The sequence below is a fragment of the Gracilibacillus salinarum genome (assembly GCF_022919575.1).
GTDB lineage: Bacteria > Bacillota > Bacilli > Bacillales > Amphibacillaceae > Gracilibacillus > Gracilibacillus salinarum.
In genome coordinates this window covers 4,589,942-4,614,994 of record NZ_CP095071.1, presented here as the reverse complement: position 1 = coordinate 4,614,994, position 25,053 = coordinate 4,589,942, and the positions used below count along the sequence as shown (strand labels likewise).

Genomic DNA, 25,053 nt, shown 5'->3' with positions numbered 1-25,053 from the left:
CTACTTCTTACCTCCCTACTAATCCCATACTGTTAATAATCCGATCTAACATTTCGTCGACAGCTGTCATATTTCTCGCTGCTGCATTATAAGCATGCTGATATTGAATCATATTGGTCATTTCTTCATCTAACGATACCGAACTAATCGATTGTCTTGATTCCTGGACTTGCTGTTTTAATGTTAGTGTGTTTGATTGCATTCGCTGGGCTTCTTCTGATGCAACACCTAAATCACCAATAATCGATTCATAAAAGCTTTTGATCGATGTTTTACTGGAAAGCTCACGGTCATCGTCAATGCCATTTGCTTCTAAATCATATCCGGAAGCATCATCATAAATCGTATAATCGGATTTCAATTTGGAATAGACTTCTGATAAGTTTATCGCATTTTCACCATTACCGGAAGTGCCATCTGAGCTTGCGGCAATATTATCGGTATTTTCCGTGATATCCTCAGTCACATAAATGGATTCAGCAGAGTAGTCTTTCTCACCATCGACTTCTTTGAAATCAAAAAAGTTAAAATCATCCGCTTGTTCACCATCTAATGTATAGCCTTGCTGGTGTACTTGATTAAATTCATTGGCAAAATTGACTACCATTTTATCTATTTTTTCTAACATAACATTGATTTCACCGGCAGGAATTCCCTCTGATGTCTGGACTTCTCCATCAGCAAAACCGGTATATTCAAATGCCGTACCATCTTCACCGTCTGCTACGTATCCTGCACCTTCGATTAACGAAGCAAACTTTCCATTCACTTCATAATCTTTCCCATAAATAAACATCGGATCATTAGCAGCATCGGCATCAAACAGGTCTTCCGTCAAACCTGCCACATACTCTTCCTCTGTTACAGATGAATCACGATTCGGATCGGCGAAAAATACCGCCCTAACATTGTTATCCTCATCATAATCGACATGCATATGGTTTACAGCCTCATCTGAACCTGGTACAACACCATCTTCCCCACTGCCATTGACAAGTGTAATGGCTTGACCACTATTGTTCTGGATGTCTTCGTCATCGGCTTTAACCGTAATCGTTGCAATACCTTGCGCTAGGTCACTAGGTTTACCAGAGCTTTCACTATAGGTCACATTGATATCCATATATTCGGAAAGTTCATCGATTAAATGATCACGCTTGTCATATAAATCATTTGGTACTAAGCCATGTGGTTCCACGTTTGCAATTTGACCATTTAAGTCATTAATTTGATCTACCAATGAATTAATCTCTGATTGTTCTACATCAATTTCGTTTTTTAGATTGGTTCTCACTTCTTCTATTGATTCGCTGGTATAATTAAATACTTCTGCTAGTGCTAATGCACGCTGTTTAACAACAGATCGAGCACCAGCATCTTCCGGGTTAGTCGATAAATCTTGTAAAGATTCCCAAAACTGATCAAACGTCTCGGAAATACCTTGTTCAGATGGTTCATTTAAAATCGTTTCCAGCTTGCTCATCATATCAGTTCTAGATTGATAATAACCAACCTTCGTATTTTCCTGACGAAATTGTTTATCGATAAAACTGTCCCGGATTCGCTGGATAGAACCTGCTTCTACCCCGGTACCAATTTGACCCGGTATTTCAGGCCGGTTACGAGAAGCGGATGGGTATGCTGACGACTGGGTCATGTTGACACGTTGTCTCGAGTAGCCTTCTGTATTGGCATTGGAGATATTATGTCCTGTCGTATAAAGTGCTGATTGTTGTGTGCTCAGTGCTCGTTTGGCAACTTCTAGGCCGCTAAAGGTTGACATCCTTATTCCTCCTGTTTACGCTTTTGAGTCAAACATCGAACGCCTAGGTGCAGACGGCTTTGTTTGGTTTGATTGTCCATAGTTCAAATTCTTTAAAGAAGGCTGGATCATATCCAAAGTTAATTGAACAAATTGCAATGATTGCTTCGTCAGCTGCTTATTTAACTCTTCCTGACGTCGCAATGCTACTAGGCGTTCTGCCAATTGCAGAGTTACTTCCTGCAGCTGTCCCTGATCCGCTCCGGTTGTATAATGTTCGATGATCGCTGTAACATTGACAGCTGCAGGTTCCAACTGATGTGTAACGGCCCAATCGGCTACCGCATCGATTCTGCGTTGCTCGATCTGGTTAATCGCCTGGACATGCTTTTGTTCTGTCACTAACAGCTTCTGCAACTCTTCCATTTTATTTGCTTTTAACAGCTCTGTTTTATGTTCAGACAAATGCAAAAGACTGTCATGTAACTCGATCAATTTATTTAAATGTTTAATGATAGGTTGAACGGACATCGATTGTCTGCTCCTTTATTATGCAATTTATTAAGCTTTCCAGAAATTCAACAGTTTTTTCGCTGTTTCTTTGGGATTGGTCTGGTATTCGCCGTTATCTACTTGTTGTTTAATCTCATTTACATAGGATTGACGAGCATCTTTCTGTTGCATTTTCAACGCTTTATCTGAAATTTCCAGTTGATCCGGTTTAAAGGAGGAAGCCTTATCCTCTGCCTTTTTTTGCAATTGCTGCTGCTTTTGATATGGATTTACATTAGTATGATTCGGTCCATTAATTTTCAAGACCTTCACCTCTTTCCTACTACGAACATGTTGATTTACTATTTATATCGGCATGATCTCTGAAAAGTTTAATATTCTTTTAGTATATCGGTTCCCTTGTTCAATGGAAATGGGACAAAAGATATAGATGCTTGCAAGCTTTCATTCCCTACTTTTTCGTGAAGTAGGTTCTGGTTCGCTCTTCCCGAACACGCTTATTCACCTGTTCAATTTCCTGTTGGTGCCGTAATTCAGAAGTGATGTCATTACTGCAATCCTCACAGATCTTCCCTTTCGTAATCGGATTCCCGCAGCGTTCACATTTGTAGCTTAGATTAGGAAACTGGGATGATCGCAAGCGCTTATCTTTGACAAATTGCAAGATGACTCCTTCTTCCACCTCTGTTGCCTCCACAATTTCCGGAATTGTCGCCTGTCTGTTCTCACGTTTTTTTATAAAGTCATAGACAATTTGAAATTTTTTATCTTCTTCTTTCATACAATCTGCGCAGATCGACCGTGAGGTTTTGACAAACACTTTATCACATCTGTCGCAGTTAGCTAAATCTGCCATGTTAACCCTACTTTCTAGATTCATTTATCTCACCAATGTGAAACTGTATATAGCTTGACAGCCTGCCTGTTTCAACAAAAAAGCTGCATGATGAATGGTCATACCGGTTGTATATATATCATCGACAAGTAAGACGTCGGTCTGAAGTGATTGGCTTAAGAAAAATGGATTTTCCGTACTTAATCGCTGCTCTCTCGACTTTTTTGATTGCTTTTCAGATTGAAACTGATGTCTTGCCAGTGCTTCCACGATCGGCAGATTCCAGCACGAGGCTACCTTTTCAGCCAGTTGCAAGGACTGATTGAAGGCACGTTCGTAGAGCCTTTGCTCTGATAAGGGAATGGGGACGATCGTTAACTTCTGTTTTGGAAAAAGAAGTTGTTTCAAGTATGGGGTGAACAGTTCGATTAATTGATAGTCACCGCGGTATTTCCATTGAGCAATAATCTCTTGCATAAACGGTGTGTAACGAAAAAGCGCACGATTATACTGGAGCGCATCTCCAAACTGCTTGTTGTGTTTCCATTTCTGACAATCTGAACAAACAGCTGTTTCCGGTAATTTTCGACCGCACTTTTTACAAATGGGGCCTTGTATCCTTTCTAGTTTTTCTTGACAATCAGGGCATAGGGCACTGTTTTCTGGCGGAAGAAACAGATTGGTCCAGGTAATCGCATCTATGCTATCCTGCTGGCAAATCAGACAAACACTCATAATCTACTCCCCTTTTTATTCATCATTTTTATCTGATCAATAGCGGCTTCCATCGCATTTGTTTTGCCTTGATGAATGAATAGCACATCTCCTGTCGGGTCATCCGGACTTCTGCCTGCCCTTCCTGCAATCTGGACCAATGCTGCTTCATCAAAGACGTGATGTCCGGCATCGATAACCACCACATCAACGGAAGGAAATGTAACTCCTCTTTCCAGGATCGTCGTTGTGACAAGTATATCGATATCTTTGTTACGGAATTGTGTGATCTTTTCTTTTCGTTCAGGGTCTTCTGCATGAACGGATACTGCTTGAAAGAATTGGGCAACTAATTTCATTCTTGCGATGGTGGGCACAAATAGTAACAGCTGTCTTCTGGTGGATCTGTTTTCGATGAATCTTTCAAGTGCACGGGGTTGTTTTCCGTTATCCAGTTTTTTTCGTAATTGCCATTCGATTTGTAATTGTGGAACTGGCAAAGGCTGACCGTGAAAGCGAATCGGAACAAACTGAACAGCTAATTTTTTTGCAGAAATCGCTCTTTTTTGTTTTGGTCTTGGGGTTGCAGTCAGGTATATTTTCGCCGCAGATTGTTTGCAGGCTCTGTCTGCCAGAAAAGATAAGGTCTGATCATGATGAAAAGGAAAGGCGTCAATTTCGTCAATTATCATGACATCAAAGGCATTCTGATAACGGATAAGCTGATGTGTGGTACTGATGATGAATTGCCCGACATCAGTTCTATCTGGACTGTCGGCGTACAGTGCTTCTATCTCTGTGTGTGGAAAAGCACGTTGCATTCGGGGAAAAAGTTCGCGGACGACATCTGCTCGAGGGGTGGCGAGGCAGATTCTTTTGCTGGACCGAATTGCTTCTGTAATGGCAGGAAACAACATCTCTGTTTTTCCGGCACCGCAGACTGCCCATACCAGCAGTTCTTTTGTTGCACCATCCATCGTCGCTTTAATGGCGGTAGCGGCTGCTTGCTGCTGTTCTGTTAATTCTCCTTGCCACCTGCATGGATCTAATTGCGAGCGCCATTTCGGCTCGTTTCCATTCCAGCTTAATAATGGCTCACACTCGAGAACTCGCCCCGTCTGCAAGCAGTGCCGACAATAGAGATGTTCTTGTTCGCACCTTGCGCAGGGAATCTGGGCAAAAAGGTGCTTGGACTTGTTCCCACAGCGACAACATTGTTGGTAGAAATATTTCTTTGTAATAGACGGCTGTTTGGTTAATTGATTGGTTCGCAATAAGAAAGAAATCGTTGGGGCAGAAAGAGGGATTTCCGAAGATAATGATAATTTACCAGCGAGAATAGTAGCAAAATTCATAGCATTCCTCCAATTGATAAGGAGGTGAGGAACGATGCCTCACCTGTCATTATGGTTTGTACCAGCCAAGTCCTAGTGCACCTTCACCGAGATGGGTTCCGATAACCGGACCGAAATAGCTGATGGAAATGTCGACATTAGGATATTGTGCCGCTAACTCGTCTCGTAATTCCTGCGCTTCATCGGGGCGGTTAGCATGTATCATCGTGGCACGAATCGGCACACCGGTTGAAGCATCTTCGTCGAACAGTTGAAAAATTCGCTTTAACGCTTTTTTCTTTGTACGGATTTTTTCGAATGGAACAATCTTAGTATCTTCAAAATGAAGGATCGGCTTAACCTGGAGCATGCTGCCGATTAATGCCTGGGCACCATTCAAACGTCCACCACGGTGGAGATGACTTAAATCATCGGCCATAAAGTACGCACGGAGTGATCTCTTCATTTCGTGAAGACGCGTTAAAATGGTTTTGGCATCTTGCCCATCATTCGCCATATCTGCCGCTTCCAGTGCATAAAAACCCTGGGCCATGCAGCTGATTTCGGAGTCAAACGGATAAATATCAATACCATCCACCATATCCTGTGCTGTAATAACGGACTGAAAGGTACCACTAATACCACTTGATAACGTAATAAAGATCGCTTGGTCATACTCTTTGGAAAGCTCTTCTAACTTCTCAGTCATATAACCGATGGATGGTTGAGAAGTCTTCGGCAATTGCTCTACTCCCTTTACTTTTTGGTAAAAGGCCTCGGTCGATATATCGATTTCCTCCTGATAGGATTCCTGACCAAAGATTACATTCAACGGCACCATATGTATATTATTTTCTATTCTTTGCTGTTCTGGTATATAAGTCGTACTGTCAGTTATGACGGCAACTTTCATAAAATATCGAACCTTTCTGCTAAAATGGTTTACTATCCTATATTCTACCTAATAATCTTGCAAATGCCTAGTCAAAGTTAGTGAAGGTTGCAAAATCTTTACCGCTAACCTGATTGCTCTCTACTTACGAGAATATTCAGTTAGCAACCGTCCAATACCATTCACCAGTTGTAACACATCAAAAAATTGCTAGAATACAGGTTATGTAATACTAGAACGGTATTCCAATATGGTGATTTTGAAATGTGGTATACGCGTAGCAAAGCTCCGGAAATATGCTCCGCGTCCTGTGGGCACGGATTCAGCTAGGCTACTACTTGCACTACTTCTTTGCTGCCTTGTGCCGAGGAAGCTTACGTCGAAGCGATCCTATCAGAAACAGGCACTGACTAAGTGGATCTTCAGCTCGTGCTGATTCCACGGGAGTCTCCGCATATTTCCTACGCTTTAGTGAAGAACTACAACGATTGGAACAGCAAAAAGCAGTGGTGCTAGGCATTTAATCTCCATAATTACCAATGATATTAAGTATGATTGTTGCTTTTGGATAGAATCTAAATGCTAAGTCTTACATTAGTTGTAGAATCCATACATTAGCGCAGGTCAACCACGTAGACTCCCGCGGGACAGTCAGGTGCTGAAGATACACAACTTCTGCACCTGTGTTGCCTAGTAACACTTCGAAGTGGGCTTCCTCGTTACTAGGCAACACAGATGCTGTTCAAGTAGTAGCTAGTAGAATCCGTGCCCGCAGGACGTGGAGCACATTAATCATTTGAAAATTAGCACATAGAAATACAGTTAGACTTTACATAATCCACATTACAAGAACCTGCACTGTCATTTTTTCGATCTTAATCTGCTTTGCTTGAGTGAGGTCATCATATACTTTCACCGCTAATTAAGAAAGCCGAACGAATAGAAATCATCGTTCGGCTTTCTTGCTTTTATAAAATTTCGACCCATCCGCGTTTGATCGCGATTACGACTGCTTGTGTACGGTCTTTTACTTTCATTTTCTGTAAAATGCTGCTGACGTGGTTTTTGACTGTCTTTTCACTGATATACAGTGATTCGGAGATGCCTTTATTGCTCTTACCTTCTGCTAGTAATTGCAATACTTGGCATTCTCGTCTGGTTAGTAGATGAAGTGGTTTACGATGCTCTACTTCTTTTAGCTTTGATAATGTATTATCGGAATCGTAAAGCGCATCTTCTTCTGTCACCAGGCGACGATATTCTTTCACTAAATTATGCGTTACTTTCGGATGCAGATATGAGCCACCTTCTGATACAACCGAGATAGCATCTATTAATGCATCTGAATCCATCTCTTTCAGTAAGTAACCTTGCGCACCGGATTTTAAGGCATGTGTTACATAATTCTCATCGTCATGTATCGATAGGATGATGACTTTCACACCAGGATATCGTTCTAATAAATCTGCTGTTGCTTCAACACCATTTACACCTGGCATGTTAATATCCATTAGTACTACATCAGGCTTGTATTTTTTTACGAGCTCAACGGCCATTGCTCCGTCGTCACCTTCTGCAAGTACGTTAAAACCTGTCTCTAATTCTAATATGCGTTTGACACCTTCACGAAATAATTTGTGATCATCGATTAATACTATATTCGTTGTCATGAAAAATCCTCCTCTTGTTCCATATTCATTTTTTATGTGATTATACCGTGTACGTTGTTAATTTTACGTATTGTTTATACAACTTAAACATTATACATGATTAGTTTGCACTTTTGCATAAATATGCGTTATACGATCGGAATTTCTATCCATACTTTCGTGCCAGTACCAACTTTGCTTGTAATTTGAATATCACCATCCAAAATATCAACCCGTTCATGCATTCCTATTATACCAAAAGATTTGTCCTTTTTATCGTCCTGTTCAAAACCGGAACCATTATCAGTGATTGTTGCTATCACTTTTTCATCAGTAATCTCGACATATACATTGATCGAACTGGCATTGGCGTGTTTGATCGCATTTTGAATCGATTCCTGAATCAATCGGAATAAGGCTACTTCGTACTGATTATCAAGTCTTTTGTCTTGCGATTGGTAAGTAAATTTAATATTGGTATGCTGATCTTCCAAAGTCGTTATATATTTTTTGATGGTTGGAATTAAACCTAAATCATCTAGTGCCATAGGTCGTAAGTCATAAATGATTCTTCTCACTTCATAAAGTGACTCTCGAATCATCATTCGGACGTTACGCATTTCTTTAACAGCACTGTCGATATCTCCTTTTTTATATGTACGGTCAACAATTTCAGAACGCAGCATAATATTGGCAAGCATTTGTGCTGGTCCATCATGCATTTCTCTTGATAACCTGCGACGTTCTTCTTCCTGAGCCTCAATTATTTTCAGTCCGAATTGCTGCTTCTCATGGGCGTCATGAATTAAATCGGAAACTTGTTTAAAATCTTCATTTAAATAATTCAATACGATCGAGATTTTTCCCACTAAACTCTCTGCACGCTCGACCATTTGTTCAATTGATTTTAAACGCAACTCAATTTCATCGCGCCGGTCACGCAAGATTTTTTCTTTGTCTCGTTTAACAAGCAATTCGGTTTGTAATCGATGTGCGGTATCATATACTTCTCTTACTTTATCTTCGGCATATAATTGGAAATTTTCACTAACATCTGATAATTTTTTTCTAGCGACTCTCGCTTTGTACTCTAATTGATCACTTTCTGCAATAACGGTTGTGACTTGTTCCTTGAGCACAAGCAATTCTTTATGCATGTTCTCATACTCTTTGCGAGAATCCTCAGCAATCTCAAAAACTTCATCCTGACTGTTTTTTACTGTATCAATCATCTCGTCTATAATATAATCTAAGGTACGATCTTTAGCTTCCATATCAAAATCCTCACCATCTAGTATCAACTATACGATACGATTTAATTAGTACTTTTTTAGGGGGTTTTTTTTATATTCTTTATTCCCTATTACAATCATTTTACACCGGTTATGGATAAATACAAACGATTTAGGAGGAATTATATAGTATGTTGAATCAATATTATACCGTTAAGCAAGAAGGAATCGATGAACAATCCATTCAAAAATCCCGTTTCATCGGATATGTAAAACGCGTGGAATCAGAAGAAGACGCTCAGCAATTCATTCAGTCGATTAAAAAAAAGCACGCTGACGCTACCCATAACTGCTCTGCCTATATGATTGGAGAGCACGATCAGATCCAAAAAGCAAATGATGATGGAGAGCCAAGCGGAACAGCTGGTGTGCCCATTTTGGAAGTGTTAAAAAAACGGGAATTAAAAGATACCGCAATCGTGATTACAAGATACTTCGGAGGAATCAAACTCGGGGCAGGAGGTTTAATCCGGGCATATGCAAGCACGACAACACTGGCAATCAACACTACGGGCATTGTCGAACGAAAAAGAATGAAGCAGTTTTTTCTCAAGGTTGACTACACCTTACTCGGAAAACTTGAAAATGAATTGCGACAGTCCGATTATTTGTTAGAAGAAATCCAATATTTGGATAATGTCACCTTTCACGTTCGTGTATTAATCGGTGAAGAAGATTCATTTACCGGCTGGATAACGGATTTAACAAGTGGGAATGCGGAAGTAACCGAAGGCAATGATTCTTACATAGAAATCGACGTCGAAACAGCGTGACTATTTCCCTGGAAATAAAATAGAGTGTGACATTTTCTCACACTCTACTTACTTTGTTTAAAAGGTAATAAATTAGCTTGTTTCATTTCTTTTGTTAATCGTTTTATAAAATCTTGTGAATTATTTATTTGTTGTGTTTCCGTCTGGTCTCTCATCTTTTGTAAAATCGAACGGTAAATCTCCTGTTCAGTCAAACGATTCAACCCCTTTTCCCATCCTACCGCTAGTATATGAATGTATCGTTATTTTCGTAACTTGTTTCCTATTAAAATAGCTAAAATCCCTACCAATGCTCCTGCGCTATCAATCATGACATCTCCGGCATATGGTGTTCTTCCTGCTGTAAAACCTTGGTGCCACTCATCACTTATTGCATACAGAACCGTCAGCAAAAAAGCTATAACGGCAACGAGCTTTGGCACACTTAAAGGAAAACTCTTTCGCATTGCTATATAAAATAAGCATGCTAGAGTTAAGAATACGACAAAATGTGCTCCTTTACGCACAATAAATTCGATAAACCCTTCGACACCAAGTGCAGCGACACTCACTTCACTGTGATGATAATGGAACACTATTGGTGACAAGACAGGCTCCAAAAATGATAAATCTACATATGTAGAAAGAAATGGCTTGATATCTTGTTGTTGATAAGGTTGGTCAGATACTAAATAGATTACCCACATCCAAAGCAAAGGAAACATCCAATATATTATTTTCTTCATAGCGCCAATACCTCTATATTTATACGAATTGCAGTCAAGTTTTTATGTCCACTCTTGTACTATTTTTACATTTTTTTGCTATTAATGCAATACACTATTTTCTATTATCTCATGTATATTCACTAATAGCTATTAATCTCTTTCAATATTAGAGAAAACAGGAAAATCACCCGGTATTAACTAGTTGCTTAGTGGTGATTTTGAAATGTTTCATGTGCTGGGATACCGCTCCGGCCAACCACTTCGCGGAGCTTTCTAAGCAGATAAAATATATCAAAATCACCATCTTACCAGACATCGACATGCTTCTCTTTAACACCAAATAAATCTATAATAAGATGATGTTGCACTCATATCCCTCTATTTCTTCTATTTTGTCGCGATTATAGAGTAACAAAAGAGGGAGTATGAGTGTATGTTTTTGCTTTTTTTCCAACCACCATCACATTTAGTATAGAGCCTAATTTCTTTGCTTATGATCCAAATAAAAGTCAGCCACTGAGAAAAAAGTGGCTGACTTTTATTTGGTCGATTCATTTATTAAGTTTCCATTTATTAAAGTCGAGAAATTCTTTGAATTCCTGTTTTGATACACCTGATTTCATTGCTTCTTCTGCTAGCTTTAGCCATTCTTCATCAAGCTGTTGTTTTAGTTCCTGATCAGATTGTGACATTAATAATTCGTTGACGGTAACACCTAGAACTTTTCCTACCTTCTCCATAAATTGAATCGATGGATTCGATTGAATGCCACGTTCAATGGAGCTTAAATATGACTTTGCTACACCAGCTTGTTCGGCTACTTCTGACAAAGACATACGTTTTTGTTTTCTGAGTTCTTTTATTTTTTCCCCAATCACAAATTGTCACCTACTTTCTCCTCTAACGAAAATAATTATAGCATAAAAGAAAGTTTTGTTCTATATAAAGGTACGATTTTTTGTCGAAAATTACAAGGGATTATGACTAATTCACAGGAATTTTTTTGAAATCTAGACAAAAGTCCTGTTAAATTCGTCATTCTATTGCTAAAATAGTAGGATGTAATCGTCTTAAACCATCTCTTTTGTCGAAAAATATTACCGTTTTTTACGAAGAATAACGTGCATTCTTTTCCTATTATTAGTATAATATGGTTAATACATATTCAAAAAGGTGGATCGTTATGAAGAAGCTTGCAATCCTATTTATACTTGCCGGAATTGTCTTACTCGGTGTCGGTGGCTACCAGTACTTTAAGATTCAGGCTGCTGAAAAACAGGCATTTACCGAAGCGAATGAACTGATCGAACAATCATCAAAAGCAGAGAAAAAACAGGAACCAGAGGAATTCTTCCCTGAAATCGGTGACGCTGTTGGGATTTTGGAAATTCCATCACTTGATGCCGAATTACCCATTGTAGAAGGAACGGATCCTGATGATTTAGAAAAGGGTGTCGGGCATTACCGCGGTTCAGCTTATCCGATGCAACAGGATCAGATCGTTTTGTCCGGTCATCGTGATACCGTTTTTCGCAGCCTTGGCGAAGTGGAGATCGGCGACACTTTTACGATCGTACTTCCTTATGGTGAATATGAGTACGAAATGGTAGACTCTAAAATCGTAGACGCAGATGATACAACGATTATTAAGTCAACCGCTCCTGAAGAAGAGTTAGTTATTACAACCTGCTACCCTTTTTCATATGTTGGCAACGCACCTGAGAGATACATTATATATGCAAAACCAATATACTAAGCGTATTGATTCTTACAATACGCTTTTTTACTTAATTAGGGGGAACATAACATGAAAAAAATAAGTATCATCCTTTTTTTAATCGCGCTAACACTGGTTGCTTGCTCTAATGAAGAACAAGTACGACCAGAAGAGCGCTTGCAACAGTATGTCGATTATTGGAACGAACAAGATTTTGAACAGATGTATGAGATGGTACAAGACGTAGAAAAAGAAAAATTTGTCGATCGTTACCAAAAGCTATATGATGACGTGGAAATTTCCGATCTGTCCGTCTCCTTTGAGCAACCAGAAACAGCTGAAGGAGAAGAAGAAGTCGATCTGGATGAAATCGAATCAGCTACCTTTCCACTAAGTGTCAATATGGAAACGGTCGCAGGTCCAATCTCTTTCACCAAAGACATTGAAATGGTTAAAGTAACCGAAACAGTAGACGATAAAGAACAAATCGACTGGAAGGTTAATTGGAATTCTGGCTTTATCTTTCCTGAGCTTGAGGACGGAAGCCAATTAAGTATGAGCACTACACAACCGACAAGGGGACAAATTTTTGACCGAAACGATAATGGATTAGCGGTAAATCATGATGTCTACGAATTTGCAGTTGTACCTGATCGCTTTGAAGACGAAGAAAGTGAAAAACAGGCAATAGCGGAGGCATTAAATATGGAAATAGCCGATATCGAGAAAGCATTAAGTGCCGATTGGGTACGACCGGATGTATTGGTTCCGTTAAAGGTAGTTCCCAGTCTCGATGAAAATGGCTACCAGGAAGCCGTCGATTCCATCCCTGGCCTAACCTACAGTACGCAAACCGGGAGAATTTATCCATTAAGCGAAGCAGCAGCCCACCTTGTTGGGTATATTGCACCGATAACGGCTGAAAAGTTAGAAGAAGCAGAGCCTGGTGTCTACACAGAAGCAAGTCTTGTCGGTAATCGCGGACTGGAAGAACTGTTTGAAGAACGCTTACGCGGGGAAGCTGGAGTTCAACTAACTGCTGTTAAGGAAGAGCAGGAACCGGTTATCATCGCCGAGAAAGCCGTCCAAAATGGAGAAGATATTAGTTTAACAATTGATGGTACCGTGCAAACGCAACTTTTCGATTCACTTGAAGGTGAAGCTGGTACTGCTGCTGCCGTTGATCCAACAACTGGGGAAACACTGGCGTTAGTGAGCAGTCCATCATTCGATCCACATCCTTTTTTATACGGACTTAGTAATGATCAGTGGACTAAATGGAATGAAGACCCTCAACAGCCTCTGCTCAATCGTTTTGCAGCCACTTTTGCACCTGGATCGGCTTTCAAACCAATTACTAGTGCTATTGGATTGGAAAATGGCTCCATTGATCCGAATGAAGGATTATCGATTAGCGGTTTGAAGTGGCAGAAAGATGGCTGGGGAAACTACAAGGTCACACGAGTCTCTGAATCTAGCGGTCCTGTTGATTTAAGAGATGCGTTAGTTCGATCCGATAATATTTATTTTGCTATGCAGGCTGTTAATATGGGAGAAGAAGCATTTCTAAATGGCTTAAAGAATTTTGGCTTAGCAGACGAATTTCCGTTTAGCTATCCGATTGAATCAGGCACTATTTCCTCTGATGGTACGTTAAGTGAAGAAGTATTGCTGGCAGACACAAGTTATGGGCAAGGACAATTGGAACTAAGTGCTTTACAATTAGCAACCAGTTACTCGGTCTTACTCAATCAGGGTAATATAGTTCAACCGATTCTTTTGAGTGATGAAGAAAAAGAGCAAATCTGGAAAGAGAGTACCCTGTCGGAAGATAATGCAGCGATTATTCGCGATGCACTGCGGGCTGTAGTGACGGATGGTACCGGACAAACCGCGAACGTTGACAATGTGGCAGTCTCCGGAAAAACAGGAACAGCCGAATTAAAGCAATCTCTCGATGAAGAGAACGGTGCTGAAAATGGATGGTTTGTCGGCTATCCGGAAGATGGCAGTGTGATCGTATCGATGATGATCGAGCATATCGAAGGACGCGATCACGGAAGCAGTTACGTAGCAGAAAAAGTCGGAAAAGTTCTCTCCTCGATGAATGAATAGATCAAAGAGCCAGCCTGATCCTGTCAGCTGGCTCTTTTTCTTATGTAGTAAATTAATATGGCCATACGGATTATCTACAGTAACAGCTTAGTGTTTATTTTGAAATGCATCTTGTGCCGGAATCCTCTGGGGTCAACCACTCCGCGTACTGCAGGCCTGTTCTAGGATATTTGCTCTGCAACTGATGTGTCAGATACCTACGCTGTATTAGCGTAGGAAACTTGCGGAGACTCCCATCAGATCAGTACTAACTACTATGCTAATGCTATCACTTCACCTAATCTGCTGCTTTTATAAACTGCATCTAATACTTTCATTTGGTTTCGCATTTTATCAATGCCATATTGTAATGGTTGCTCATGAAGAACGGCACTGGCGAAATCTTCGACCATTAATGAATACTGGTCACCTGACTCTGTAAAAATCTCCACTTCATTGTCTGCGGTTTCCACCTGAATCTCCGCGATCATCCCTTCATTTGTGTCTGGACGAAATGCAGAACTTACGGTGATCCGGCCTGTTGATCCAACGATTTCATAGCTTTGGGTAGAAATACAATCAAAACTGGAATCAAACGATGTCACAATGCCATTATCAAAATGGAGCACACCTGCCATCGTCGTATCCACTTCTAAATCTGGATGATAATTACCACTGGCATAAACTGATAATGGTTCAATATTGAGAATATTACGTATGGCATGGATGGTATAACATCCTACATCAAACATGGCGCCTCCACCTAATTCACTATTTAGACGAATATTGGAGCGATCATCTAAATAGAAAGAAAAGTTGGCACGCATCATCGCAACTTCACCTACAACCCCTTGTTCTAGAAGTTCTTTTACTTTTTGGTGTTGAGGATGGAACTGATACATAAAGGCTTCCATGAAAATAACCCCATTTTCATCACAGGCTTGGATCATCTCCGCCAATTCTTCATTCGTAATGGCAACAGGTTTTTCACAAAGTACATGCTTTTTGTATTGAGCTGCTTTTATTACCCATTCTTTATGTAAACCATTTGGCAGTGGGATATAGACCGCATCTATTTCAGAATCTTGTAATAGTGCTTCATAATTGTCAAAAGTACGCGGAATATTTAACTTATCTGCTACCTCTTTCGCTTTGTCTTCGTTTCTGCTGGCAATCGCCACTACTTCTCCATTATTGGAGCGTCTGATTGCTGGTATCACTTGGGTAACTCCTATATTTGCCGTACTAAGAACTCCCCACCTTAACTTTGTCATGCTACCTCTCCTTATTTATAAAGATTTCATTGCACCGCCATCGACGACCAATGTCTGACCGGTGATATATGTATTGGCAGCTGAACCTAAGAACAACACTGCTTTAGCAAATTCGTCTGGACGGCCGATTCTGCCAACCGGAATTTTCTCACCTATTTTTTTCATCGAACTTTCATCCTCTTGACCATATACTGCGCGAATCCGTTCTGTATCCATTGTTCCTGGTCCGACTGAATTAATCAAAATATTGTCTCCAGCCAACTCCTGTGACAAACTTTTCGACAATCCTACTATTGCTGGTCGAAATGTATTGGATAACAATAACCCATCAAGCGCTTGTTTCATCGAACTGGAAGTAATCGTGACAATACGTCCAAATTGCTGTTCTTTCATATATGGTGTTACAGCCCTTACGGTTCGGACGACGCTCATTACTAATGACTCAAATGCCTGTTGCCAATCAGAATCATCAAAATCTGCAAATTGTCCCGCTGGTGGTCCGCCAGTATTATTTATTACAATATCTATCCTGCCGATTTTCTCCACCATATTTTCGATGTCTTTTCCGTTCGTTACATCACAGACGACTGACTCAATATTGGGGTTATATGTGACAGAGAAGATTTCCTTCGCGGTCTCCTGAAGTTGTTCAGCATCTCGACTGGCAATAAAAACATGAGCTCCTTCTTCTGCATAGGCCATCGCACATGCCTTCCCTAAGCCTTTACTTGCTGCTAATACTAACACTCTCCTACCTTTCACTCCTAAATCCATCGGACACCTCCTACTCTCATTTTAAAAGCTGCAGCGGAAAATTAGCAAGCCTTTACCTTCTTGTTTTAATAATTTAGAATCATTCCTTATCTTTCACTCTATTTAAAACTGAACCTAAGCCCATCTTGCTTTCATACTTTTATTTATGAAAACCTGCCTATAAATCAGATTATCTAGACTAAACTGTATGCGAAGTGATAATTTTAATATTTTTATAGCTGCGGAGTGGTTTGCCGGAGCGGTATTCTAGCACATTAAATATCTCGATATGGATAATTCTTTCTTTACTAATAAATAAAAAGCAGCTGCGGATGCAACTGCTACATTTCGTTTAATTTTGTTGTATAGAGATCAAATTTTTCTTCATTTAAATCATCTAATGCATTGTCAATAAGACGTAATAAGTTACTGCGTTCCAGTTCCATTATTACATGATCAATATTATGTCTTTCCTCTTCTTGCTCCGATACAATCATGTATGGACTCAAAATAGTAGATAGATGCTGCTGAAAATCCTTTACCTTCATAAGGTCGGACAACGTCATCCGATTATATTTTTTCCCTTTTTGGAACACGAATACCGCGTCTTTATTTTCAATTTGTTGTGTGTCACGATTGATTCGGATTTCTCGTGCTTCGAGTGGTACGAAATGATACACTTCATCATCCATTAATAATGAAAAATACTGATATGCTAACACCACCCGAATGTACTTGCCTTCTTCCTTTACATAATAAGGTTTTAATAATTTCACAGAAAGCAATGACAACACCTCCTCAAATTTCATTGGAACTAGATGAACAGTAAATTATATTTCCTATTTTACATCATATGCATTAAATAAGAAAGCGTTTACAACAAATTTTATCTTTCTATTTATTTAATTGCAACTATTCTGTTTAGGACAAGGCATGGAAAGTATCCAATTTCTAATGTATACTATGCAATAGATTGTTTGAAGGAGCATCAGTTAGATGAAATTGTCAAAATTACGTTATCGATTATTCGGTAGACGAGTAATCAAAACAGCACTGGCTGTATTCCTAACCTCACTGATTTGTGACTGGATGGGATGGCCCCCTGTATTTGCCGTTATTACGGCTATTGTGACGATCGAGCCAACCGTTGCAGATTCTATAAAAAAAGGAATCGTTCGTTTTCCTGCTTCCGCCATTGGCTCGGGATATGCCGTCCTTTTCATTTCTTTGTTCGGCAATACACCGATCACTTATACGTTAGCTGCACTATTTACCATTATTACCTGTTATCGTTTAGGTCTTCATGCGGGACTACTGGTAGCAACATTAACTTCCGTTGCAATGATAGAAGTTATTCATACCAATCTATTCGTGGCATTTGCTATCCGCTTAGGAACGACTACTATCGGACTATCCGTTTCCACCCTTGTCAATATGTTTGTCCTGCCTCCTAACTACACGAGAAAGATACTGACAAATATGCACGATCTATTAAAACAGACCGGTGAAGAGCTTGAAATCATTCTGAAGCAATTACTTGGAAATGGCGAATTAACGAATCAGAAACAAGAAATCGATCAGCGATTCCAAACGCTAAAAGACATGTTGGATCAAACTGAACGATTATTAAGCTTTCAATCAGCTGAATCACGGTATCACCGATTGGATGACCGGACAAAGAGTGTGTTTGATTACGAACGAAAAAATTTAACTCGTCTGCGATTGATTCACTATCATATTGGAAACTTGGTTAATACACCGATTCAGCATGTTTGCTGGAGCAAGCATGAGTGTGAAGACATTGTCCGGATGGTGGAAACATTAGCCGATTTCATGAAATATCCTGATCATTATAAAGCAAGTGCGTATAAGAAGCAGGTAAAAACGCTAATGAATCAATTCTGGGAAAGTAAAAAACCGGGCAAAGAGGACGATCCAACATTATTTACACCTGAAGTCATTATTTTATATGAGTTATTATCGATTTATAATATTGTAGAAAATATCATTCTTAGTGAGCGGGAAATCGCAGAATCATAAGAAAAACTGGGCATAACCCGCTCGGTCCTAATTAATCTAAGTAATATACGATTTCCTGTAATATGGGTGATGTAAAGTAGAACTGTCTGACATAGTGGTCATTTTGAAATATTTTATCTACTTAGCAAAGCTCCGGAAATAGGCTCCGCGTCCTGTGGGAACGGCTCATAGCCGTCAAGCTAAGCATTATGGTTTTCGAAAAACGAAAAATGCTGTACTCTAACGGACGGAATATACTAGATGGAGGGATCTTTCTATGTCATTTACGAAAGTTATACAGCCATTTGTTGAAGCAATACATAAAGTGTTATCTGTATCAAAAATTCGGGAGTTAGCGCGAAAAACGGGTTTCATAGAACGACAAGGTAAATTAAAAGCGGAAGAATTTTTAATTATCAGTGCGTTTTTGAATCAAACATTTGGCGGGAGTAGTTTGCGTGACTTATGTTCAGCCATGTCGCGATTATCATCAGGCACACAATTGTCGAAACAAGCATTAGACCAACGTTTTACCAAGGAAAGTGTTGTCTTTTTACGAGAAATGTTTTTTCAATTAGCTGCCCAACAAAATCTGGTGAGCATTCCATTCGATTTGGATCGTTTATTTTCCCGCATACGTATATTGGATGCTACCTCTATTAGCACGCCTAAGCATGATTCTTCTTATCCAGATGGCACCAAAATACAATTGGAATATGAACTGTATCAAGGGAGATTTATGCATGCATTATTATATGATTTAATGGACAGTGATCAAGAAGCAGCACGTGAATTAGAAGAAACCATTGAGAAAGGAGACCTTGTCCTACGAGACTTGGGTTATTTTTCAGGGGAACACCTGAAAAATATAGACAAAAATCAAGGATATTATATCACACGAGTGCCAGCTAATCAGACGTTTTGGACGTGGAATGAAGAAGGAGAAAAGGTTAAACTACATCCAGAAGAAGATGGCGAGCACTTGAAGCCAGGAGAAAGAATCGATTATGGGTGGATTCAAATCGGGAAGAAAGGCAAGAATACCTGTCTATCACGAGTGGTTGTGCAGAAACTAACCAAGAAAGAGCAACGTCAACGAGAGGTTTATTTAAAAAGAAGAAGGCAGAAAGGGGCCAAAACCCCATCTGCCAACAAAAGAACTCATATTCAAATCCTTGCCACCAATGTAACACAGGAACAATTGGATGCGCAAGATCTCTATCCTATTTATTCATTACGTTGGCAAATCGAGATTCTGTTTAAAACGTGGAAATCTCTATTTGACATAGATGATGTGCGGGCCGTAAAATCAGAGCGATTCGAATGCCATTTATATGGTACCCTCATTCATATCCTGCTTTCTTCTATGATCGCGTTTCAGTGTCGTAATTATCTTTATCAAGAGAAGGCGTTTGAGGCGAGTGAGTACAAGTGTATTGATGAAGCGAAAAACGCTATTATAAGCGCAAAAGATCGACCCATTTTTAGCTTTTCTTACCTTCAAAGTATCATAAAAAACATCTATGAAAATATTTGTAAGCATGGTGAAAAAGAACGGCGAAATCAGCAAAAGAGTATGAGAGATATTCTATATAAAACATACAAAAAAACATTTCATATGGCATAGAAAAATTTAAAAAACAGGATAAGTTACCCGTGCATCCAAACGCTAATAACTGGAAATATATTTAAAAAATTGTTTTAAAATAACAGATTAATTTATGAAGGTTTTTTTGTTTTTTCTTAGCTTGACGGCTATGGGGAACGGCTTCAGCTAGGCTACTACTTGTAAATGCTTCTTTGCTGCCTTGTGCCGAGGAAGCTTACTTCGAAGCAATGCTTGCAGACACAGGCACAAATGAAGTGGATCTTCAGCTCGCGCTGATTCCACGGGAGTCTCCGCCTATTTCCTACGCTTGAGGGAAGTGCTACAAATTATGTAACAGCAAAAAGCAGTCGTGCTAGGAATGTATCTCATCAATTATGGTGTGAATCTTGCAGATAGTGCTTCATATCCTAGCTGTCGCATAAATTGTGGAGCTATACATCAGCGTAGGCCAACCACGGAGACTCCCGCGGGATTGTGCAGGTGCTGGAGATCCACTTTGTGAAGCGTTATTCTTCACAAAGTTAGCTCCAGCCGTGCCCCGCAGGACGCGGAGTGGTTGGGCGGAGCGGTATCATACCACACATAATTTTTCAAAATGACCACTAAGCTGCTAGTTTACATAATCCATATTATAGGAACAAAACTTCATGTTCAATATGATTACTGCTGTGACTGCATTTTTATACTTTCTTGACTAAAGAAAGAGCACACCATTTTATTTTGGAGTGCTCTTTCTTATGATGATTACAGCTTAAACTGTTTCACCGCTTCATTTAACTCCTCAGCAAGTAATGATAAATCTTTCGAATTTACTGAGACTTCTTCCATTGCACTGCTTGCTTGTTGCGCGGATGCGGATGTCTGTTCGACCCCTGCTGCTGATTCTTCCGAAATAGACGCTATTTCTTCTACTGCGATATTAATTTGTTCACTGCTTGATGTCATATCAGAAAGATTAGTTGTTACAGTGCGAATGGTATCTACCATTTCACTAACCGCTGCATTGATTTGTTCAAAGGTCGAACCCGTTTGTTTGATTTGCTCCGAACCAGCTGTAACTTCACTATAGCCTTCCTCTAATGAATTGGTAACATTAGATGATTCTGCTTGGATAGTGTTCACGATCGTCGTTATATCGGTAACCGAATGCGCTACTTGTTCGGCTAATTTTCTTACTTCATCTGCTACAACAGCAAAACCTTTTCCATGCTCGCCTGCACGTGCAGATTCAATCGCTGCGTTTAATGCTAATAAATTGGTTTGTTCTGCTATATCCTTAATGACAGCGACTAACTGTGAAATTTCTTTCGTTTGAACGTCAAGACCTCTTACTTTCTCAACAGATGCTTGTACAATCGAATGAACGCGCCCCATCTGTTGAACAGAAGATTCCATCATTTGCTGCCCATCTTTCGTCATGGTCAGAACACCAGTAGAGGATGATTCAATATGACGACCATTTTCATTGGCTTCCTGCACCTTTAAAGAAAAATCATTCATCTTGGCAGCAACACTTCCCGCATGATTTGCCTGTGTTTCGCTTCCTGAAGCCAATTCCTGCATCGTGGAAGCTATCTGTTCTGTACCTGTTCTGACTTCCCCAGCGGAATGAGATAGGACTTCACTCTGTTGAGATACAGTATCAGAAACCGTTGCTACTTTCGAAACAATTTGACGGAGGTTATCTCCGAGTCTGTTCACACTTTGGGCGAGTTGACCAATTTCATCCTTGCCATCATAGGCAACCGTTGCTGCTCGTAGATCTCCCGCTGCAATTTGATTACTTATAGAGATGACTTGTTGGATATTGCGGGAAATATGTCGATTCATGATGATAAACAAAACAAATCCAACAATAAATGCAACTGCAAATGATATTATTAAGGTATACAACACTTCTTCTTTATCTTCGTTCACATGTTGGATTGCCGTTGCTTGCGTTTGATCGGCTATTTCTTTCAACTTAGCAATATTTTCTACGGTGATTGACTGATAATAGCCTGCCTGATCGGCATAAATACGAGCATTATTATCTGATCCCTCATTGTGATAGTCAACTATTTTCTGGAAGTTAGTGGAGATTTGGTCATCCATTTCAGCAATCGTGTTGAAAAGTTCTAATTCCTCAGCAGTATCCATCGATGGTTGCAATGAATTTCTCAGCTCCATAGTCTGTTTGTCTACTTCTGTAAAAGTATCTACGATCGACTTGTCCGGCTGATACATATATTCGTATATTTTTTCGCCTTTTTCCCTGATTAAGGCATCTAACTCTGTTACAGTTGCGACACGTTCGGCCTCATCTCTCATTACATCCATGTTACTATTTAACGTCTGCAATAACATCGACACATAAATAGTAGCCCCCAGAAACAATAACAGGATGATCGTCTGAATCAGGCCATATTTCCTACCGATTTTCATGTTTTTCAAACGAAAACGGCGTGGTTGTCTTTTCGCTTTGTTTTTCATCATTATCCCCTAAATTACGATACGTCTTTATATATACAACTATATTATCATTTTTCGCCAGTATTAGTATAGTAAAAAAGTCCTTTGTTTTTGATTGTTTTCATGAAAGGATAAAATCGGCTACAATAAGAGATAGAACATTTTTGTAAAGAAAGGGGAATCACCGTGTTATTTCAATCAATCTCAGAAAGCGCACTGCTTGTAACGTTCCCATTTTCTATCGGCCGTTCAGAACCATTACATATGTATAAACATCTGTTGGAAGATGATCCATCTTTAGCGATAAACGAAGTTGTAATAGGGTATGCTACCATGACGATCTATTTCAACCCTTTCGTAACCAGCCACCATCTGATGAAGAAAAACGTCCAATCATTGATAGAAAATGCTGCCTCCTGTCCGCAAACAGAAGGAAAACTTCATCATATACCAGTCTGTTATGACCGCACATTGGCACCTGATCTGGATGACGTGTTAGGGTACCATACCTCTTCTTTAAAAACATTGATTGCCTTACATAGTGAACCTGTATATAAAGTAGCATTTTTAGGCTTTTCTCCTGGCTTTCCCTTCTTATCAGGGATGAACGAGCAACTTGCAACACCTAGAAAAGACGAACCTAGACTACATGTTCCAGCAGGCTCAGTAGGAATTGCCGGTTCACAAACAGGTATATACCCAAGCTCATCTCCCGGAGGATGGCAAATAATTGGACGAACTCCGATAAATCTTTTGCCATTACAAGCGGACAAGCCAACGCTTTTTCAAGCAGGTGATCGGCTTTCGTTCTATCCCGTCACGCTGACAGAGTTCGAACAAATCATGAAAAAGGAGCAGCATGCATATGTCGATTGAAATAATTGAACAAGGGCTACATACGACGATTCAAGATCAAGGCAGACTTGGATATCAATCTTACGGGTTTCCTGTTAGTGGAGCGATGGACGATTTTGCAGCAAAAATCGCTAACCTTTTACTAAATAATGAAGCAAATCTAGCTGTATTGGAAATGGGGTATGTCGGCCCAACACTGACATTTCATCAAAATGCAATTATTGCAGTAACAGGAGCGGATATGTCTGCAAACTTAAATGATCAACCATTACCAATGTACCAGCCTGTTTCCATTAAAGCTGGTGATACCCTTCAATTTCGGACGGTCAAAACAGGTGGATTCGCTTATCTTGCAGTAAAAGATGGATTTGATATTCTAGAAATCCTTGGAAGCAAAAGCACCGTGGTACGGGCGGATATCGATGGTATACTGGGCAGAAAGCTTGCAGTAGGAGATGTGTTACCACTCTGCCAAGCACATCAATTACCGTCGCCCTTACATTGGGGAATACGCTCAGCGATGTTTGAATATATCAGTCAACCGGATAAAGTGATCCGTTATCTCGAAGGAGCACAAGCCGAATGGTTTGAATCCGATCAACTCGAGTCAAGAGATTGGACATTATCTACCCAATCCAATCGAATGGGATATCGGCTGGAAGGTACTCCACTTGAACAAATCCATGAGAAACAGTTATTAACAGAGGCTACGGCATATGGTTCAATCCAGGTTCCACCAAATGGTTTACCTATTATCTTAATGGCAGATGGTCAGCCTACAGGAGGATATCCGAAGATTGGCCAGGTAGCAAAGGTGGATTTGGGAAAAGTTAGTCAAATCAGACCCGGTCAACCTTTCACATTTCAAAAAATAACACTAGAGGAAGCACTTTCGCTGTTGACTGAAAGAGAAGAAAATGTGAAACGCATCCAACTGTTTACAAAGGAAAAATGGGGAGAGATTTACTGATGAAGAAACTGTTACTAAATTGTGATCTAGGAGAAAGTTATGGCTTATATCAATTGGGTAATGATAAGGCAATCATTCCACTTGTCGATGCCGTAAATATAGCTTGCGGCTTCCATGCCGGAGATCCTCATGTCATGAATCAAACAGTCCTGTTAGCAAAAGAGCATGATGTTCAGATCGGCGCACATCCAGGTTTTGCTGATTTGCAAGGATTTGGTCGAAGGGAAATGAAACTCTCACCAGAAGAAGTCTATGACCTGATCATTTATCAAGTCGGTGCGCTAAAAGGCTTTACAGATGCCAACGACGTTCGCCTTGAACATGTAAAACCGCATGGTGCACTCTATAATCAGGCATGTAAAAACAAAGATTTAGCGATAGCCATTGCACAAGCTGTGTATGATTTAGATCCTTCTTTAACGTTAGTTGGCCTCTCCGGAAGTGCATTAATAAAAGCTGGGAAAGCAAAGGGATTAAAGGTAGCAAATGAAGTATTCGCAGACCGCACTTATCAGGATGATGGCAGCTTAACATCTAGAACGCAACCAAATGCCGTGATACACGACACCGACAAAATGCTCAAACAATTGGAAACAATTATTCATAATGGCACAATTCGAACGATTTCCGGAATAGTCAGACATATCGAAGCAGATACCGTCTGTGTGCACGGAGATAACGATGAAGCATTACAATTAATTCAGGCAATCCGGCAACTAGCAGAAAAATGACACTCTACAACCTTTTCAAACACTAACTTTCATTCTGATTGTGTTAGCTAGCATAGTGATAATTTTGAAATGATTCATGTGCTGAGATACCGCTCCACAATTTATGCAA

The 25,053-nt window shown here is 39.9% G+C and carries 24 protein-coding genes; 8 read left to right on the top strand and 16 right to left on the bottom strand.

Annotated elements, in window-relative coordinates:
- Window positions 1-7: 7 nt before the first annotated feature.
- The 9 genes from flgK to MUN87_RS21365 all read right to left on the bottom strand — a co-directional run bounded on the left by flgK (window position 8) and on the right by MUN87_RS21365 (window position 8,973).
- A complete protein-coding gene (gene flgK, locus MUN87_RS21405) occupies window positions 8-1,783 on the bottom strand; it encodes a flagellar hook-associated protein FlgK (RefSeq protein ID WP_244743873.1) in 1,776 nt (591 codons plus the stop codon).
- 15 nt (window positions 1,784-1,798) lie between these two features.
- Window positions 1,799-2,293 (bottom strand): flagellar protein FlgN, encoded by a 495-nt coding sequence (locus MUN87_RS21400; protein ID WP_244743872.1) that lies wholly within the window; start codon window positions 2,291-2,293, stop codon window positions 1,799-1,801.
- A 30-nt stretch (window positions 2,294-2,323) separates the two neighbouring features.
- On the bottom strand, window positions 2,324-2,587 hold the full coding sequence (gene flgM / locus MUN87_RS21395; RefSeq protein WP_369413972.1) for a flagellar biosynthesis anti-sigma factor FlgM: 264 nt from the start codon (window positions 2,585-2,587) through the stop codon (window positions 2,324-2,326).
- Between the two features lie 139 nt (window positions 2,588-2,726).
- Window positions 2,727-3,131: a TIGR03826 family flagellar region protein gene (locus MUN87_RS21390; protein ID WP_244743870.1), complete on the bottom strand. Its 405-nt coding sequence runs from the start codon at window positions 3,129-3,131 to the stop codon at window positions 2,727-2,729.
- A gap of 24 nt (window positions 3,132-3,155) precedes the next feature.
- Complete coding sequence (locus tag MUN87_RS21385; RefSeq protein ID WP_244743869.1) at window positions 3,156-3,845, bottom strand: ComF family protein; 690 nt, start codon at window positions 3,843-3,845, stop codon at window positions 3,156-3,158.
- The gene (locus tag MUN87_RS21380; protein WP_244743868.1) at window positions 3,842-5,179 is read right to left on the bottom strand and encodes an ATP-dependent helicase ComFA; all 1,338 of its coding nucleotides are present in this window, start codon (window positions 5,177-5,179) and stop codon (window positions 3,842-3,844) included. Before MUN87_RS21380 ends, MUN87_RS21385 begins: the two co-directional genes overlap by 4 nt.
- Before the next feature lie 49 nt (window positions 5,180-5,228).
- On the bottom strand, window positions 5,229-6,071 hold the full coding sequence (locus tag MUN87_RS21375; protein WP_244743867.1) for a DegV family protein: 843 nt from the start codon (window positions 6,069-6,071) through the stop codon (window positions 5,229-5,231).
- A gap of 947 nt (window positions 6,072-7,018) precedes the next feature.
- Window positions 7,019-7,720 (bottom strand): response regulator transcription factor, encoded by a 702-nt coding sequence (locus MUN87_RS21370; protein ID WP_244718654.1) that lies wholly within the window; start codon window positions 7,718-7,720, stop codon window positions 7,019-7,021.
- A gap of 128 nt (window positions 7,721-7,848) precedes the next feature.
- Window positions 7,849-8,973: a sensor histidine kinase gene (locus tag MUN87_RS21365; protein ID WP_244743866.1), complete on the bottom strand. Its 1,125-nt coding sequence runs from the start codon at window positions 8,971-8,973 to the stop codon at window positions 7,849-7,851.
- A gap of 149 nt (window positions 8,974-9,122) precedes the next feature.
- Here MUN87_RS21365 and MUN87_RS21360 point away from each other — a divergent pair, with 149 nt between their 5' ends.
- On the top strand, window positions 9,123-9,764 hold the full coding sequence (locus MUN87_RS21360) for a YigZ family protein (RefSeq protein ID WP_244743865.1): 642 nt from the start codon (window positions 9,123-9,125) through the stop codon (window positions 9,762-9,764).
- 44 nt (window positions 9,765-9,808) lie between these two features.
- Here MUN87_RS21360 and MUN87_RS21355 read toward each other — a convergent pair whose 3' ends face one another.
- From MUN87_RS21355 to MUN87_RS21345, 3 genes are all read right to left on the bottom strand, one after another.
- Window positions 9,809-9,967 (bottom strand): hypothetical protein, encoded by a 159-nt coding sequence (locus MUN87_RS21355; RefSeq protein ID WP_244743864.1) that lies wholly within the window; start codon window positions 9,965-9,967, stop codon window positions 9,809-9,811.
- Window positions 9,968-10,006: 39 nt separating this feature from the next.
- Window positions 10,007-10,489, bottom strand: coding sequence for a VanZ family protein (locus MUN87_RS21350; protein WP_244743863.1), 483 nt, complete (start codon window positions 10,487-10,489; stop codon window positions 10,007-10,009).
- A 533-nt stretch (window positions 10,490-11,022) separates the two neighbouring features.
- Window positions 11,023-11,349, bottom strand: a complete 327-nt coding sequence (locus MUN87_RS21345; protein ID WP_244718666.1) for a helix-turn-helix domain-containing protein — start codon at window positions 11,347-11,349, stop codon at window positions 11,023-11,025.
- A gap of 305 nt (window positions 11,350-11,654) precedes the next feature.
- On the opposite strand from MUN87_RS21345, the gene srtD reads away from it, so the two are divergent.
- Together srtD and MUN87_RS21335 are read left to right on the top strand one after the other, a co-directional pair.
- Complete coding sequence (gene srtD, locus MUN87_RS21340; RefSeq protein ID WP_244743862.1) at window positions 11,655-12,227, top strand: class D sortase, LPxTATN-specific; 573 nt, start codon at window positions 11,655-11,657, stop codon at window positions 12,225-12,227.
- 51 nt (window positions 12,228-12,278) lie between these two features.
- Complete coding sequence (locus tag MUN87_RS21335) at window positions 12,279-14,303, top strand: penicillin-binding transpeptidase domain-containing protein (protein ID WP_244743861.1); 2,025 nt, start codon at window positions 12,279-12,281, stop codon at window positions 14,301-14,303.
- 254 nt (window positions 14,304-14,557) lie between these two features.
- On the opposite strand, the gene MUN87_RS21330 is transcribed toward MUN87_RS21335, so the two are convergent.
- The 3 genes from MUN87_RS21330 to MUN87_RS21320 all read right to left on the bottom strand — a co-directional run bounded on the left by MUN87_RS21330 (window position 14,558) and on the right by MUN87_RS21320 (window position 17,085).
- A complete protein-coding gene (locus tag MUN87_RS21330; protein ID WP_244743860.1) occupies window positions 14,558-15,556 on the bottom strand; it encodes a Gfo/Idh/MocA family protein in 999 nt (332 codons plus the stop codon).
- A gap of 15 nt (window positions 15,557-15,571) precedes the next feature.
- Window positions 15,572-16,330, bottom strand: a complete 759-nt coding sequence (locus MUN87_RS21325) for an SDR family oxidoreductase (protein ID WP_244743859.1) — start codon at window positions 16,328-16,330, stop codon at window positions 15,572-15,574.
- A gap of 320 nt (window positions 16,331-16,650) precedes the next feature.
- Window positions 16,651-17,085 (bottom strand): IDEAL domain-containing protein, encoded by a 435-nt coding sequence (locus MUN87_RS21320; protein ID WP_244748042.1) that lies wholly within the window; start codon window positions 17,083-17,085, stop codon window positions 16,651-16,653.
- Window positions 17,086-17,305: 220 nt separating this feature from the next.
- On the opposite strand from MUN87_RS21320, the gene MUN87_RS21315 reads away from it, so the two are divergent.
- Entirely contained in the window at window positions 17,306-18,349 is a 1,044-nt protein-coding gene (locus MUN87_RS21315) for an FUSC family protein (protein WP_244743858.1), read from the top strand.
- A gap of 256 nt (window positions 18,350-18,605) precedes the next feature.
- Window positions 18,606-19,955 carry an IS4 family transposase gene (locus MUN87_RS21310; RefSeq protein WP_244743857.1) on the top strand — a complete coding sequence of 450 codons (1,350 nt, stop codon included), beginning with the start codon at window positions 18,606-18,608 and terminating at the stop codon, window positions 19,953-19,955.
- A gap of 726 nt (window positions 19,956-20,681) precedes the next feature.
- Here the strand turns inward: MUN87_RS21310 and MUN87_RS21305 are convergent.
- Complete coding sequence (locus MUN87_RS21305; RefSeq protein WP_244743856.1) at window positions 20,682-22,412, bottom strand: methyl-accepting chemotaxis protein; 1,731 nt, start codon at window positions 22,410-22,412, stop codon at window positions 20,682-20,684.
- A gap of 162 nt (window positions 22,413-22,574) precedes the next feature.
- Here MUN87_RS21305 and pxpB point away from each other — a divergent pair, with 162 nt between their 5' ends.
- From pxpB to MUN87_RS21290, 3 genes are read left to right on the top strand one after another with little or no spacing between them, the layout of a single operon-like run.
- Window positions 22,575-23,264, top strand: a complete 690-nt coding sequence (pxpB, locus tag MUN87_RS21300) for a 5-oxoprolinase subunit PxpB (protein WP_244743855.1) — start codon at window positions 22,575-22,577, stop codon at window positions 23,262-23,264.
- On the top strand, window positions 23,254-24,213 hold the full coding sequence (locus tag MUN87_RS21295; RefSeq protein ID WP_244743854.1) for a 5-oxoprolinase subunit C family protein: 960 nt from the start codon (window positions 23,254-23,256) through the stop codon (window positions 24,211-24,213). The genes pxpB and MUN87_RS21295 overlap by 11 nt, the downstream gene beginning before the upstream one ends.
- Window positions 24,213-24,944: a 5-oxoprolinase subunit PxpA gene (locus tag MUN87_RS21290; protein ID WP_244743853.1), complete on the top strand. Its 732-nt coding sequence runs from the start codon at window positions 24,213-24,215 to the stop codon at window positions 24,942-24,944. The genes MUN87_RS21295 and MUN87_RS21290 overlap by 1 nt, the downstream gene beginning before the upstream one ends.
- Window positions 24,945-25,053 lie beyond the last annotated feature (109 nt).